Annotated in this window: 13 protein-coding genes; all 13 read left to right on the forward strand. The window is 45.7% G+C overall.

Annotated features, from left to right (window positions below; genetic code table 11):
* Positions 1 to 24 precede the first annotated feature (24 nt).
* A complete protein-coding gene (locus tag AC6CIA_RS15280; protein WP_498313144.1) occupies positions 25 to 279 on the forward strand; it encodes a lipopolysaccharide assembly protein LapA domain-containing protein in 255 nt (84 codons plus the stop codon).
* Positions 280 to 642: 363 nt separating this feature from the next.
* A complete protein-coding gene (locus AC6CIA_RS15285) occupies positions 643 to 1,992 on the forward strand; it encodes a Wzz/FepE/Etk N-terminal domain-containing protein (protein WP_498313146.1) in 1,350 nt (449 codons plus the stop codon).
* A 687-nt stretch (positions 1,993 to 2,679) separates the two neighbouring features.
* Entirely contained in the window at positions 2,680 to 3,957 is a 1,278-nt protein-coding gene (gene tviB / locus AC6CIA_RS15290; RefSeq protein WP_498313148.1) for a Vi polysaccharide biosynthesis UDP-N-acetylglucosamine C-6 dehydrogenase TviB, read from the forward strand.
* Between the two features lie 54 nt (positions 3,958 to 4,011).
* Positions 4,012 to 5,037: an NAD-dependent epimerase/dehydratase family protein gene (locus AC6CIA_RS15295; protein WP_498313150.1), complete on the forward strand. Its 1,026-nt coding sequence runs from the start codon at positions 4,012 to 4,014 to the stop codon at positions 5,035 to 5,037.
* Between the two features lie 102 nt (positions 5,038 to 5,139).
* Entirely contained in the window at positions 5,140 to 6,264 is a 1,125-nt protein-coding gene (locus AC6CIA_RS15300) for a DegT/DnrJ/EryC1/StrS family aminotransferase (protein ID WP_498313151.1), read from the forward strand.
* Entirely contained in the window at positions 6,261 to 6,950 is a 690-nt protein-coding gene (locus AC6CIA_RS15305) for a WbqC family protein (protein WP_498313153.1), read from the forward strand. The genes AC6CIA_RS15300 and AC6CIA_RS15305 overlap by 4 nt, the downstream gene beginning before the upstream one ends.
* Positions 6,951 to 6,965: 15 nt before the next feature.
* Positions 6,966 to 7,400: a GNAT family N-acetyltransferase gene (locus AC6CIA_RS15310; RefSeq protein WP_498313155.1), complete on the forward strand. Its 435-nt coding sequence runs from the start codon at positions 6,966 to 6,968 to the stop codon at positions 7,398 to 7,400.
* Positions 7,401 to 8,906, forward strand: a complete 1,506-nt coding sequence (locus AC6CIA_RS15315) for an oligosaccharide flippase family protein (protein WP_498313157.1) — start codon at positions 7,401 to 7,403, stop codon at positions 8,904 to 8,906.
* A complete protein-coding gene (locus AC6CIA_RS15320; RefSeq protein WP_498313159.1) occupies positions 8,903 to 9,823 on the forward strand; it encodes a glycosyltransferase family 2 protein in 921 nt (306 codons plus the stop codon). The genes AC6CIA_RS15315 and AC6CIA_RS15320 overlap by 4 nt, the downstream gene beginning before the upstream one ends.
* Before the next feature lie 7 nt (positions 9,824 to 9,830).
* The gene (locus AC6CIA_RS15325) at positions 9,831 to 10,358 is read left to right on the forward strand and encodes a serine O-acetyltransferase (RefSeq protein WP_498313161.1); all 528 of its coding nucleotides are present in this window, start codon (positions 9,831 to 9,833) and stop codon (positions 10,356 to 10,358) included.
* Positions 10,359 to 10,385: 27 nt separating this feature from the next.
* A complete protein-coding gene (locus AC6CIA_RS15330) occupies positions 10,386 to 11,666 on the forward strand; it encodes a hypothetical protein (RefSeq protein ID WP_498313163.1) in 1,281 nt (426 codons plus the stop codon).
* A gap of 54 nt (positions 11,667 to 11,720) precedes the next feature.
* Positions 11,721 to 13,610: an asparagine synthase (glutamine-hydrolyzing) gene (gene asnB, locus AC6CIA_RS15335; RefSeq protein WP_498313165.1), complete on the forward strand. Its 1,890-nt coding sequence runs from the start codon at positions 11,721 to 11,723 to the stop codon at positions 13,608 to 13,610.
* Positions 13,607 to 14,740: a glycosyltransferase family 4 protein gene (locus tag AC6CIA_RS15340; protein WP_498313167.1), complete on the forward strand. Its 1,134-nt coding sequence runs from the start codon at positions 13,607 to 13,609 to the stop codon at positions 14,738 to 14,740. Before asnB ends, AC6CIA_RS15340 begins: the two co-directional genes overlap by 4 nt.
* Positions 14,741 to 15,060: the final 320 nt, after the last annotated feature.

The raw sequence follows: 15,060 nt of genomic DNA on the forward strand, positions 1-15,060 counted from the left end.
GTTTTTTTGGGATAGGGGAAGTTTATGCGTGGGGTTAAGCGCGTTGTTCTAGTACTGATTGTGCTGATCGCCGCCCTGGCGATCCTGACGTTTGTACTGGAAAACCAGCAAGGTGTCGCCTTGGCGTTTCTGGGATGGAGCACGCCGCAGATGCCGGTTTCGGTGTTTGTGACCTTGGCTTTGATCATAGGGATGTTGATTGGACCGTTTCTGGGTCTGCTGGTGAAGCGAAGTGGGCAGCGTAGGCAGCAGGTCAAAAGTTTTGATAGCGTCGGATGATGGCTGTGGCCTGGTAACAGATTGATACCGTTTGTCGGATGCTCGGGTGTGTAAGGGGCGGCGACTTTCGCGCTGGTTGCTGAATACAACTTGATTTCGACCTTATGCGGCCCGGTAGTTCTCTGGCGACGCTGACCTGTTGGCCGCTCACAGAATGAAATCAGATTGCTCCTACAGACATGTCAAGACTTGTAATGTAGCGAGCAGATGGCAAAATGCAACCTGTTCTCGATACGGTCATTTTGTGTGCCCAAAGCCCGGCAGCGACGCTTGGCTCTGTTGGCTAGTGCTATAAATACAAGAAACCCACAAAATCGTCTGCATAACGAGCCCGCAGTTTCTCTTTGAAGGCAGGTTTTTGTTGTGAGTAGTAGCTTCCGCGTCCCTCCTGTACCCCCGTCCGATGAGATTGATCTTGTTGCCCTTTTCCAAATGGTATGGCAGCAGAAAGTTCTCGTGATTCTTATCACTGCGCTAGCAGGCATTGCTGCTGCAAGCTATGCCTTTTTAGCGACGCCGGAATATCAAATTAGTAGCGTTTTGCGTCCTGCGGCGATCAATGAGCTGGACGCTTTGAATCGATCAAAAGTTTACAGTCTTCCCCCAGGTGAGGCATTGATCAGGGTCGGAGCGTCTCTTGAGTCATATGACACGCGTCTCAACTTCTTTCGAACCCATCAAAATCTGTTTAAAGCATTCGAGCGTCCGGGAAGAACTTTGGAGCAGAGCTTTGAAGAATTCAATCGCAATTCGCTTAAGCTAATTCTACCCGACCCCAAAAAAGCGGACTCCCTCAGCGCGTATATAAAGCTCGAGATGAGATATCCTAAAGAAATCAACGGTGTTGCGATTCTCAACGGTTTTATCGAGTATGCAATTGCCGCGGAGCGGCAGCAGATTGGCGCGGACTTGGATGTCATCGTCAAAAATCGTCTGAACGAAATTGAGGGTAAGCTGAAAGCCGCTCGCTCAAGTTACGATATGGATAAAGAAGCGAAGATAGCGAGTTTGACAGAGGCTGATGTGCTTCGTCGTGCTCAATTGCAAGATGAACTCAAAGCACTCAGGTCTCAGTTAAAAACAATTCGTGGTGATCGGCTTGCGTTGTTGAGCGAGGCAATCGGTATTGCCAAGTCGTTAGGTATCATAAAACCTGCAACTCCTTCATCACTCGGTGACAGTGAGCGAAGTGGCTCATCCAGCGTGATTCGCACGGAGATTAATAATCAGAAAATTCCTCTGTATTTTATGGGGGTTGATGCGTTGGAGGCAGAGAGGCGCGCGCTGCAGCAACGCAAATCTGACGACTTCACTGAAGGCCGTATCGCTCAAATCGCCAAAGAACTTCAGTTACTCCAGTCCAATCGTCAAATTGAGGTCTTGAACCTTCGGAAAAATGAGGAGCTGTTTCTTAGCAATGTGGAACCCCTTCGTGCGGAAGAAGCGCGTCTACGTAACCTGAACATTGATATGAGCCGGTTGAAATTGGTGACTATTGATAAGCAGGCGTTGGAGCCCTTGAGTCCAATTAAACCGAAGAAAACCCTCATTCTTGCGATGGGCTTGGTCTTGGGTGGGTTGCTCGGTGTGCTGATAGCGATGGCTCGGGCGATGATGCTGAATAGACAAAAACTAGCTTCCCGCCAGATGCCCATCGTCACTCCAGGCGTCCTGGTCGATGAAAAAATGCCAATTCAAAAACATGTCCAGTAATATTTTTAGGTGATCGGATTTCGCCAGTATGCTATGAGCGGGTTACTCAAGGATGATCCCGTGCGCGGGTAATTCGCTTATTCTTTCCCGACGTAGGTTGCTAATGCTCCTACGTCGAGCCGCACTTTGATCAAGCTTCGATCAGGCTTGGTCGTGCTAGGCTTTCGATTGGGTAGGTCGTTGGGTAGGGCATTTTGGCGGCATGCTAATGCGCTATAGGTCCTGATTTATATCGGCGTCCCGTAGTATGATTGTCCAGGTTTCGGAACTCCTTTGTTTGAGTCGAATCGAATGGCCATCTTCATCGTGTCTACGAGTGATGGCATTTTGATTCAGGCGAGATATCTAAGCGCCGCGCCAATAGGCTGGTGATAGCTCAAGTGGCACAAGCATCCTTAGTTTCTCAATCTTTTCAATGACAGCGGACAACCCTTTTACGGTATGAAAGTATTTTGTTCATGGTTGATCGCCGTTGTGGCAGCGCCGCTAGCAATAGTGGGTTGCCATGAGGGAGTGTAGGTTGTTGAAATATATGAAAAAAAGACTAATGGGGTGGTTGGAAGCGCACGAAAGGCTTTCGTGGTAGGACGATGCGGAGAGCTCTGTGTCGATACCGCGGTTGAAGTACTTCATACTGAGACTATTTCAGTAAATATTTTGGATTCTTTGATTATTTAGGCTTTGATTATGCAAACACTGGAAGATCTCAAACTCGCTATTATCGGCCTTGGATATGTTGGCCTTCCCCTCGCGGTAGAGTTCGGCAAGCACCGAACGGTGGTTGGGTTTGACATTAATCAGCCACGCATTCAAGCCCTGAAAATGGGGCATGATTCGACGCTGGAAGTAAGTGATGAGGAGCTGAAGCAGGCGACGTTATTGAGTTTCAGTTGCGAGTTGAATGACCTGGCTTCCTGCAATACCTTTATTGTCACCGTGCCGACGCCCATCGATGCGTACAACCAGCCTGACTTGACTCCCCTGATTAAAGCATCGGAGAGTATCGGGAAAGTGTTGAAAAAGGGCGACTTGGTTATCTACGAGTCAACCGTTTATCCTGGCGCTACTGAAGAGGATTGTGTTCCGGTCCTCGAAAGGGTTTCAGGTCTTGTTTTCAATGTCGATTTCTTCGCCGGCTATAGCCCGGAGCGCATCAATCCTGGTGATAAAGAACATCGGGTTACGACGATAAAAAAAGTCACCTCAGGTTCCACGCCTCAAATCGCTGATTTAGTGGACGCACTGTATAATCAGATAATTATCGCGGGCACCCACAAAGCGAGCAGCATAAAAGTCGCTGAAGCTGCCAAGGTAATCGAAAATACTCAGCGGGATTTGAATATTGCGCTGATCAACGAGCTGGCAATCATCTTCAATAAAATGGGGATTGATACCGAAGCAGTGCTTCAGGCAGCCGGTACAAAATGGAACTTTCTCCCTTTCCGTCCAGGCTTGGTCGGTGGACACTGTATCGGTGTTGACCCGTACTACCTGACTCATAAAGCACAGTCGATTGGGTATCACCCGGAAATTATCCTTGCTGGCCGTAGGCTCAATGATGGCATGGGAGCCTATGTTGTTTCTCAGTTGGTCAAAGCTATGCTGAAGGAGCGAATCCATGTTGACGGCGCCCGTGTACTGGTAATGGGCTTGACCTTCAAGGAAAACTGCCCGGACCTGCGCAATACCCGGATCGTTGATATTGTAAATGAATTGGCTGAGTACAACATAGCGGTCGATGTCTACGATCCATGGGTCAGTGTCGCAGAAGCGGAACATGAGTATGGAATAACCCCGATTTCTGAGCCGGTAATGAATGCCTATGACGGCATCGTTTTGGCCGTTGCTCATGATGAGTTTCGAGCTTTGGGTGTGAAAAATATTAGAAAGTTCGGGAAGTCTGAACATGTTCTTTATGATCTAAAGTATCTTTTAAGTCGAGAAGAGTCTGACATCCGTCTGTAAGACACTGGCCCCTCCAAAGAAATGTCAACCTAATTAAATGATGAGCCAACACCCATGACCCGATATGAGACATTGCTAAAAACACTTCCAGCCTCGCCAATGACTTGGTTAGTTACCGGAGTTGCTGGATTTATCGGATCTAATTTATTGGAAACACTTCTTGGTCTGAATCAGAATGTGGTGGGGCTGGATAATTTTGCAACGGGGCATCAACGAAATCTTGACGAGGTTAAAAATGCTGTTCTTCCTGAGCAGTGGTCGCGCTTTCGATTTGTTGAAGGTGATATTCGAGTGCTGGAAGATTGCCACCAAGCATGCGACGGTGTGGATTATGTACTTCATCAAGCGGCACTAGGGTCCGTACCACGCTCTCTGAATGATCCCATCACCACAAACAGTACAAATATTGATGGTTTTCTAAATATGTTAGTTGCTGCTAGGGATGCAAAAGTAAAGAGCTTTACTTATGCAGCAAGCAGTTCTACGTATGGCGACCATCCCGGGTTGCCAAAAGTTGAAGATGTTATTGGTAAACCGTTGTCTCCGTACGCGGTCACGAAATACGTCAACGAGCTGTATGCTGAAGTTTTTGCCAGATCTTATGGTTTTGAAACAATAGGGTTACGTTATTTTAATGTCTTTGGCAAGCGCCAAGATCCTGATGGTGCCTATGCTGCAGTAATTCCAAAGTGGGCTGCGGCAATGATAAAAAATGAAGAGGTTTTTATCAACGGCGACGGAGAGACCAGTCGCGACTTTTGTTTTATTGATAATACAGTTCAAGCCAATCTCCTGGCTGCCACTGCCAGTGAGTCTTCGGCACGTAATCAAATATATAACGTGGCCGTCAGTGGGCGGACAGACCTCAATATGTTGTTTTCGGCACTGCGTGAATCGTTACAGAAAAACGGTGTCAGCTATGACAAATCCCCTGTGTACCGTGATTTTCGCGCAGGCGATGTTCGGCATTCGCAGGCCGATATCGGAAAGATTCAGAAATTATTGGGGTATGAACCGATGTTTAATATAAAACAAGGTATCGCCAACGCGATGCCTTGGTACGCGTCGTTCTTAAAATAAGAGGTTATACGCGGGGGAAGTATATTCTTTCGCTGCGTAAGTCATGAGTGAGAGCTCAGCCGTGTAAAACGCTGAGTGGTTAATTTGGCGTAAGGAAATTTTATGAGCGATGAACGTATTTATGTAACTCAACCCTATCTTCCGCCGTTAGAAGAATTTGTTCCTTACCTTGAAAAAATTTGGGAGAGTAAAACGCTTACCAACGGCGGTCCGATGCATCAGCAGCTTGAAAAAGAGCTCTGTGAGTATTTAGGGGTAGAGCACATTGCACTTTTCAACAACGGAACCATCGCCTTGTTGACAGCGCTTCAGGCTCTCAGAGTTACAGGGGAGGTTATTACCACTCCTTATTCGTTTGTTGCAACCGCCCACTCGTTATTATGGAATGGCCTGCAGCCAGTTTTTGTAGATGTAGATCCCATTACTTTTAACTTGGATGCCTCAAAAATTGAGGCGGCAATTACTTCTAAAACTACAGCAATAATGCCCGTTCATTGTTATGGTTACTCCTGTGATACCGCGGCCATTCAAAATATCGCGGATAATTACAATTTAAAAATCATTTACGACGCTGCACATGCGTTCGGTGTAAACGATGCGGGAGGTAGTATCCTTCGGCATGGTGACTTAAGTGTTTTGAGTTTTCACGCGACTAAAATTTTCAATACTTTTGAAGGCGGAGCAATCATCTGTCCCGATGCGAAAACAAAGAAGCGTATCGAACAGTTGAAAAACTTCGGTTTTGTAGACGAAACGACAGTGGTAGCTCCAGGAATAAACGGTAAGTTAAGCGAGATCAACGCAGCATTTGGCTTGCTTCAGTTGCAGCACATTGATAGCGCAATGAACCTTCGTAAGGAGATCGGTCAGCGGTATTGCTCTGGCCTGAAAGATATTGAAGGCATAAATCTCGATCATATGTCTGTGGGGCTAGAGTCTAATTACTCTTATTTCCCTATGCTTGTCGAAGATACTTATCCAGTTTCTCGTGATGAATTATATGAAGTATTAAAAGAGCAGAATGTTTTTGGCAGGAGATACTTTTATCCGCTAATCAGTGAGTTTTCAATGTATCGCAGTATGCCATCGGCAAACTGCGAAAATTTACCTGTGGCGCATGAAATTTCTCGCAAGGTTTTATGTCTTCCGATATACCCTTCTTTAAAAATTTCCTCTGTTGATAAGGTCGTAGAAATAATTCGTGATATGGGAAAAAAGCCGCAATGAAACTCGCAATAATGCAGCCCTATTTTTTTCCATATATTGGCTATTTTAAGCTCATAAACTCTGTAGATAAGTTTGTTTTTTATGATGATGTTGATTTCATAAAAAATGGCTGGATAAATAGAAATCGGATTTCTCTATCCGGAAAGGTCGGTTATATGACAATTCCATTGCTGGGGGCCAGTTCGAACCAAAAAATTAAAGATGTCAGGGTGCAAAAAAAAGCAATCTGGAGTCGTAAGTTAATAGAGGCGGTAAAGCAAAATTACTCTAAGTCTGTCAATTTCAAAGCCTGTTTTGAATTATTTAACTTAGTTATGGCGCCAGAGCATGAGTCGATTTCGGATTATGCAAAGTCCAGCGTTCAGCTGACAGCTGAAGCGTTAGGTCTTAGTGCTGAAATGGTAATGAGTTCTCAAATCTACGGGAATGACGAGCTGAAAGGTACTGAGCGTATATTGGATATTTGCAGTAAAGAGAATGCAAGTGAGTATTGGAATTTACCGGGTGGTGCTCAACTTTATCAAAAAGGCGAATTTGACTCGCGCAGCGTCGACTTAAAGTTTGTTCAACCAGCGCTGAGGGAATATCCGCAAGCAGGAAGAGCCTTTGAACCGGGGCTTTCTATCTTAGATGTGATGATGTTTAATTCTTTTGATGATGCCCGTCACCTTGTTATTGAAAATTAAACTGCCGAGCTATCTATGCTGCCTCCAGAATTGAAAGAACTCATACATTTTGAGCAACAGCGTCAACAGGGTGAATTTATTCGTGGTGTCTCGGCTAACGACTATATCGAGAAAATTGAAAGCCAGGCAGAAATTTTGATTCATTATTCTGCAGGCCAATATAATGGGTTTCTGGCTTTTTATTGCAATGACTACGTGTCTAGGCAGGGGTACATAGCATTGATTTTGATAGCGGCTGCAGGACGGGGAAGAGGGCTTGGGGGAGAGCTTCTGACAAACGCCCTTATGACGATGAAACGTCGCGGTTTCAGCGTTTGTAATTTAGAAGTTAGAGCTGAGAATACCTCGGCATTAAAACTATATGCCCGCCACGGATTTGAAAAGGTCGCTTGTTCTAAAGAAAATATAAAAATGCAAGTCAGCTTAGAAAGCTTTTTGGGAAATAATTAATTGTCGCTTCGAAGAAATATAGCTGCGAACTATGTCAGCCAAATTTATGTCGCTCTGATCGGCATCGTTATGCTGCCTGTCTATATAAAATATATGGGTGCAGAAGCGTATGGCTTGGTAGGTTTTTTTTCCATGCTTCAGGCTTGGTTCAGCTTGCTTGACCTTGGATTGACCCCGACTATTGGCAGGGAAACTGCACGCTATAAAGCAGGAGCCTTATCCGCATTGGATTATCGACGGCTGTTTCGGGCTCTCCATCTTTTATTTGCCGGGATTGCCCTTCTAGGTTTTGCGGGATTGTATCTATTTGCCCCGTTGGTTGTTGAGCGTTGGTTGAAACTTGAAACGCTTGAAGTAGGACAGGTGATTCTGGTTATACAGATCATGGCTGCCTGTATAGCGATCCGTTGGATATGCGGGTTATATCGTGGGGTCATCACGGGTGGTGAGAAACTCGTCTGGCTAAGCGGCTATGCTTCCATAATGGCTACGCTACGATTTGTAGTGGTATTACCTGTGATGTGGTTTTATGGATACACGCCGATTGTTTTCTTTGTCTATCAGCTAGCTGTTGCGATTATCGAGATTCTCGGGCTGTGCATTAAGACGAATACGCTATTGCCAAAATTGCACGGTGCGACCATGGGGTGGTCATTAAGTCCCATTAAGCGTGTACTAGGGTTTTCGCTTACCGTCGCTTTTACCGCGTCAATCTGGATTATGGTCACACAGACAGATAAACTTCTTCTCTCTAGTATACTTCCGCTGGGTCAATACGGATATTTCACATTGGCAGTCTTGATTGCAGGCGGGGTGATGGTGATCACAGGCCCCATCAGTAGCGCGATTATGCCACGGATGGCTCGGCTCCATGCTGAGAACAAGGAAGCGGATGTGATTGCTATTTATCGGAGGTCCACCCAGCTTGTAGCCATAATTGCTGGCTCCGCTTCGATAACACTTGCGGTCTGCGCACGACCTTTACTTTGGGCATGGACAGGAGACGCAACAGTTGTGGAGAATGTTGCTCCGACGATGGTTCTTTATGCTATGGGAAACGGATTCCTAGCAGTTTCTGCATTCCCTTATTATCTTCAATACGCTCGTGGAAATCTGAAATTTCATTTTTTAGGTAATCTAATTTTATTGTGTGTAATGGTACCCGCCATTTATTTTGCATCGTCTTTTTATGGAAGTATCGGTGCAGGTTACAGCTGGATGCTCGTTAATTTAATATTCTTGGTTTTTTGGGTATGGTTTGTTCACTTGAGGCTTGAACCTGGATTGCATTTTAAGTGGTTAGTCAATGATATACTTATCATTGTAGTTCCTGCAGCTTCTATCGGATTAATGCTTGGGCTCGTTAAGCTTCAAGCCGATAGTCGGATCCTCAGCATAGTGACGGTTTTTTTTACTGGTGGAATAGTTATGTTAACTGCGGTGGCTTTTTCCAGTGCTGCTCGGGCGATGCTGGCTGACAAAATCGTCGGGTGGAGAAAATTGTGAATACAGTTATGAACGAAAGGAACATCAAAGTCTCGGTTTGTGTACTTACCTATAATCAGGCTGGTTACATCGAGCAGTGTATTCTCAGTTTAATTAATCAAATAACAGATTTTGATTTCGAGGTGATTGTCGGCGATGATCAGTCCACGGATGGTACCAGTGATATTGTGCGCAAGCTTGCAACTAAGTATCCCCATATCGTAAAGGCGGTCATACACGAGAAAAATATTGGCATAACAGCAAACTATCTTCACGTACACAGTTTGGCGCGTGGTGCCTATATCGCTCATCTTGACGGTGACGATTATGCGCTCCCAGGGAAGTTGCAAGCGCAAAGCGACTTTTTGGATGAACACCCAAATTTCAATATAGTTTGGCACAAAATGCTCGTTGAAAACCCAGCCACGAAGCTGGTTGTCGAGGATTTGATAGACTTATCTCGTATGGAAAATATTTTTAGCAGAAAAGATCTTTTTTGGTACATAACTATCGGTATGAATAGCTCGAAAATGTATCGGGCTTCGGTGCGCGATATATCTTTGCCGGATTTTCCGCTGTTGGATTACTTTGCAAATGTTGAGCAGATAGGTGAAGGGTGTGCGGGTTTTGTAGGCAGTCAGCCAATGGGCGTTTATCGTACGGGTATCGGTATCGCTTCTTCTGGAAATAAAACCAAAGTGTTATTGGTAAAGTCGTTTGACTATTTTTTGAAAAAATATAAAGGTAGCGCTAGCGATATATCTGTATCTATTACCTTTTTGTTTCTCGCCGCGCTCAAAAATAGGCGCTTTGAAGATTGTAAATTGTTTTTGCCTATTTTTATTCGGGCCTTTAGGTTTACTACGATCCCCAAGACTTTGAAGGCTCTTAAGGTGCTTTCAATGTTAAAAATTCCCGATGCGGTTAGGAATAAGTGAGATTTTTATGTCCTTGATGTATTTAATGAAAGACTTCAGGTCTATTGCGGGTAGCGATCGACGCTTAAAAATAATCAAGTCTGTTATTTTTGATCATACGGCGCACTTAACAATTATGTTGCGCTTGGGGCAAAGTTTTTTAAAGGTGCCTTTTTTGGGGCGTATTTTGAGTTTTATTGTCGAGTACATTATCCGTATACTGTTCTCAAGTGATATTTCTTGCAAGGCAAAAATCGGCCCAGGACTTTGTATTATGCATGGGCACGATATTGTCATAGGTGCGGATGTTGTTATGGGGGCTAACTGTAAAATATTTAACGGAGTGACCTTTGGTAATCGTGATCTGTCAAAAGCTAGTAAAGGAAATCAACCGGCGCTGGGGAACAATGTCGTAATATGTACGGGAGCAAAAATTTTAGGCCCGATTTTTTTAGATGACAATGTTGTTGTAGGCGCTAATAGCGTGGTTCTCAAAAGCTTTTCGAAGGCTGCTGTTGTTGTGGGTGTGCCTGGCAAAGCACTGAAAAAAAACTGATTTGGCTTCGGCCAAAGGAAGGGTAGCTTGCAATCGTTTTTTTTGGTGATTGTTGTTTTTTTCTATATTTTTAACTTTACGTTAAATTTCTTAGGTGTGTCTTCTGTTGCTCTTTTGATTCCTGGAGCTCTTTTTTTTGTTTTGGCTGATTCGGCACTACGCAGCTTCGTAGTTTACGCGTTCGTCACTTCTCGATTTGTAATTGTCGCTCTACTGCTGGCAGGTTCTGTGGGGATGACTCTTAGTTTTGTCTGGGGGAATTCTGAAACCATATTTCTAGAAATTTTTATAAAATTTTTGGTCGTTTTTGTTCTGGGACTAGTGATCGCATATTATGCAGTTGGAGGGCAAGCGGAAGGATGCAATGACCTTTATCGCTTTCATCGGTGTTTAGAGTTGTTCTATTGGGCTACGGCTCTGCAAGCATTATTTATTCTGACTTCGTTTATAGAGTCTTCCTTTCGCGATATTCTGTCAGCTATGCTGATAAATCGCGGTAATATAGACGTGGATAGTGTTCTACGATTTCGAGGTATTCATGATAGCGGTGGTTTCAGCCTGAGCGCGACGCTTGCTCTTGGAGCGATCTATGGTGTGTATTCAGTTTTTTCTCGTGCCAATAATGCTACAGTTTGGCGCTTTTTTAGTGTCGCACTAATTGCTCTATCGATTACTTTGGTAGCTCGAACTGGTGTTGTTATTTTCTTATGCGGCACCTTTCTTCTTGCGATTAGATGGCCACTCAAAGCATTGGTTGTGGGATTGGTTTTTATAGCGTTTTCGTTGTTGGCGCTTTCATTTTTTCAACATTTTTTTCCGGAAAGATTTGAGTTTTTTTTCACCTATATATTTGATTATGCTTTTGAGATTTTTATTAACTATTCAAAAGGAGAAGGTCTCACTTCGGCTTCTACTGATGATCTGAAAAACATGCTTTTTTTGCCGGATATTGTGAATATTTTTGCTGGTAGTGGTTCTTTCGATAATCAAAGTGGTGGCGTTGCACGTTCTGATTCCGGTTATCTGAAAACCTTGCTCGCCAGTGGCATCATAGGATTTGTGCTGGTATATGCTTCTTATGGTTGGATTTTTATGAAGATCTGGTCGAGCGTCCGACGATATACCGATGCGGGCTATTTGGTTATAGTGCTTTTTTGCCTAATATTGGTTTTAGAAATAAAGGCGCCTGTGTTTTACCAAAATGATGTCTCTCGCTTTGTTATTTTTATATTTTCAAGTGCTTTGTTGCAGCGATATTGCAGTCGATTGGCTAACGTAAACTCATCTGCACCAACGGCGTTGCACTGACTAGTAGGTGAAAAGTAGCGATGCCCACCAGTAAACTAATTGCGAGCGTTCCTGATGTGTGGTTTTTCCGGATATTTAACAAATAAAAAATTTTCGACCAGTGAATCGGTGTTGTTGGGGGAGATGGGACGTTCCATCTCTGCACGCGGCCCTGATGGTGGTGGTTTTTGGTTTGACGCTGTTGCAGGAATCGGACTTTCCCATCGTCGTTTGGCTGTCGTCGATTTGTCAACTGCGGGCCACCAACCCATGCATTCTGCGACCGGACGTTACGTAATTGCTTTCAATGGCGAAATTTATAATCATGGGCAATTGCGCAGCCTATTGCAGGAAAGTCAGGTGAAAGCTGCATGGCGTGGGCACTCTGATACAGAAACCCTGCTTGCATGTTTCGAGCACTGGGGAGTGGAGAAGACCCTGCAAGCGACGGTTGGAATGTTTGCCATCGCGCTTTGGGACACCCATGAGCGTAAGCTGATCCTCGCCCGCGATCGTCTAGGTGAAAAACCGCTCTACTGGGGCTGGCAGAATGGTGTGCTGCTGTTCGGCTCCGAGCTCAAGGCGCTTAAGGTGCACCCGGCTTTCTCGGCTAATATTGATCGCGGTGCACTGGCTCTTTACCTCCGCCATAATTTTGTTCCAGCACCTTACAGCATCTATCAAGGCATAGAGAAACTGCTGCCTGGCCATTATGTAAGTATTCCTTTAGGCAAAGGTCGGTCCTCTGTAGAGCCTGTTCCTTTTTGGTCTTTCAACAGTATTGTGGAGAGCGGGTTGGCTCGACCGCTGGAGACAGATGACCAGGGTGCAGCGGATTTGCTCGAGGCTCAGCTTGTCGAAAGCATCGGCATGCAGATGCTTGCAGATGTACCTCTAGGGGCATTTTTGAGTGGAGGAGTGGATAGCAGTTTGATCGTTAGTCTTATGCAAAAACAAAGCACACGACCGGTCAAAACGTTCACCATCGGTTTTAGCGAAGCGGGCTTCAATGAGGCTGAACACGCTTTGGCGGTTTCTCGTCATTTAAGAACCGAACATACCGAAATTTATATTCAGCCTAAAGATGCGCTTGAAGTTATACCGGACTTACCGGGTATTTACTGTGAGCCCTTTGCAGATAGTTCACAGATTCCTACATTTTTGGTGAGCAAGCTCGCCCGGCAGCAGGTGACTGTCGCTTTGAGCGGTGATGCAGGTGATGAGCTTTTTGGTGGATATAACCCTTATCAATTCGCTCCGCATATATGGGGCAAAATCAATAGGTTGCCGTTGCCGCTAAGGCGCGTTACAGCAGCCACACTCAAGGCACTGCCGCTTAAGGGCAAAATTGAAAAGCTGGCCGAAATTTTAGACGCTCCAGATCGAGAGGCTTTTTACCGTCAGCTTGTCAGTCACTGGAAAAGACCGTCAAATATGGTACTCGAGGGAGAAGAGTCGAACACTCTTCTTAACACCCCCTCTAAGTGGCCCAGTACTCATTGCTATGAAGAATGGATGATGGCCATGGATGCTCAAACTTATATGGTTGATGACATTCTGGTAAAAGTAGATCGTGCCGCCATGGCGAATAGCTTGGAAACCCGTGTTCCTTTGCTTGATCACCGGGTTGTCGAGCTGGCTTGGCGCATACCTCTGAACATGAAAATTCGAAACGGTGTGGGCAAGTGGGTGCTGCGAGAGGTTCTGTATCGTCATGTTCCTCGTGAATTGATAGAACGTCCAAAAAAAGGATTTTCGATTCCAATAGCAACATGGCTGCGCGGTCCACTGCGTGAATGGTCGGAAAACCTTCTGGATGAAAGTCGACTGCGTCAGGAGGGCTTCTTTCACCCCGCCCCGATACGAGATTGCTGGGAGCAGCACCTTAGTGGTCGAGCCGACCATTCGAGCAGGCTGTGGGGGATTCTCATGTTCCAAGCATGGCTGGAGGAGCAAAGCCGGTGAAAGTTATCCATATTATTGTTGGACTTCACATCGGCGGCGCCGAGTTGATGTTGCTCAGGCTTTGCGAGGCATTCAATTCCCGTCCGGGCGACGAACATAGCGTTATTTCCCTTACTGACCTCGGCGAGGTGGGTAGGCTGTTACGTGACCGGGGTATCACTGTTGAAACCTTGGAAATGCGGGGCGCTTGGGACGTCATCCGCACCTTTGCAAAGCTGGTTCGCCATCTTCGTCTCGGTAAGCCTGATGTTGTACAGACCTGGATGTATCATGCTGATTTGTTGGGTGGTTTAGCTGCACGTTGGGTAGGCATAAAAAAAGTAATTTGGGGGGTCAGAACGACTGACCTGGGCCGGGGCCGCGGACGGTCGACAATATTTGTTCGTAAACTCTGTGCTTGGTCGTCGGGTTTTATTCCGGCAGTTGTCGTATGTGCTGCCGAAGCGTCGCGTAAATCCCATATTGCGGTCGGATACTCTTCGCGCAAAATGACTGTTGTTCCAAACGGATTCGACCTTGCACGATGGGAGGCTTCCACCGAAGAACGTGATGCCATACGCTCAGCGCAAGGCTTGAATGCAGGAGATTTCGTTGTAGGCAGCTTAGGGCGTTTCAATCCGGTCAAAAATCATACTGATTTCATCAAGGCTGCCGGGCTGGTCGCAAGCCATATCCCACAGGTTAAGTTTCTGTTGGTGGGGCGTGACGTTGATTGTGCCAATACAGCACTGATGGCTGAGATCGCTGCAACAGGACACCCTGAGCGATTTGTATTGCTGGGAGAGCGGAGTGACGTACCCGCCTGTTTTAAGGCAATGGATATGTTCTGCCTGCACTCACTTACAGAAGGCTTTCCTAATGTTTTAGGTGAGGCAATGAGTATGGGATTGCCCTGCGTGACCACCGATGTAGGTGATGCGGCATTGCTGTTGGGCGGTAACGGGGTTGTAGTCCCTGTGCAGGATGTCCAGGCCTTGGCCGACGCATTGGAAAAAATAATTTCTGCGACGGATGTCGAACGTTCAGTTATGGGGCTATCTGCCTATAAACGTATCGCTGAAAATTTCACTATGAAATGCACCGAAAATAAATTCAAAGAAATATATGATCAGCTTTTGCATAAGTCGTGACATTCATTGATGTGTAGTTTCGGCGGTTTTAACCGGAATAACGATGCCACCCTCAACGTGCCCATTACCCCTGGTTTACAGAGCGACGGGTATGTCAGGCTTCGACGCTGGGCAATCACGCGGTTCGCAAACCGACAATTTGTAGCACCCGGTGATGGACATCCAGAGATGTGTATCGGGTGAAATTCTGATCAAACTGTATTGGGCCGTTATGGCATCAAGCATTGAAGTGCCAGTGTTCTTGCTTGATCATTGGTTCGACGAATTGACATGGATGCATGCCGCTGGAACTGAAGGTGCGTCATCGTCCGGGCAATTTG

This window comes from Pseudomonas sp. GQ91, from assembly GCF_059758795.1.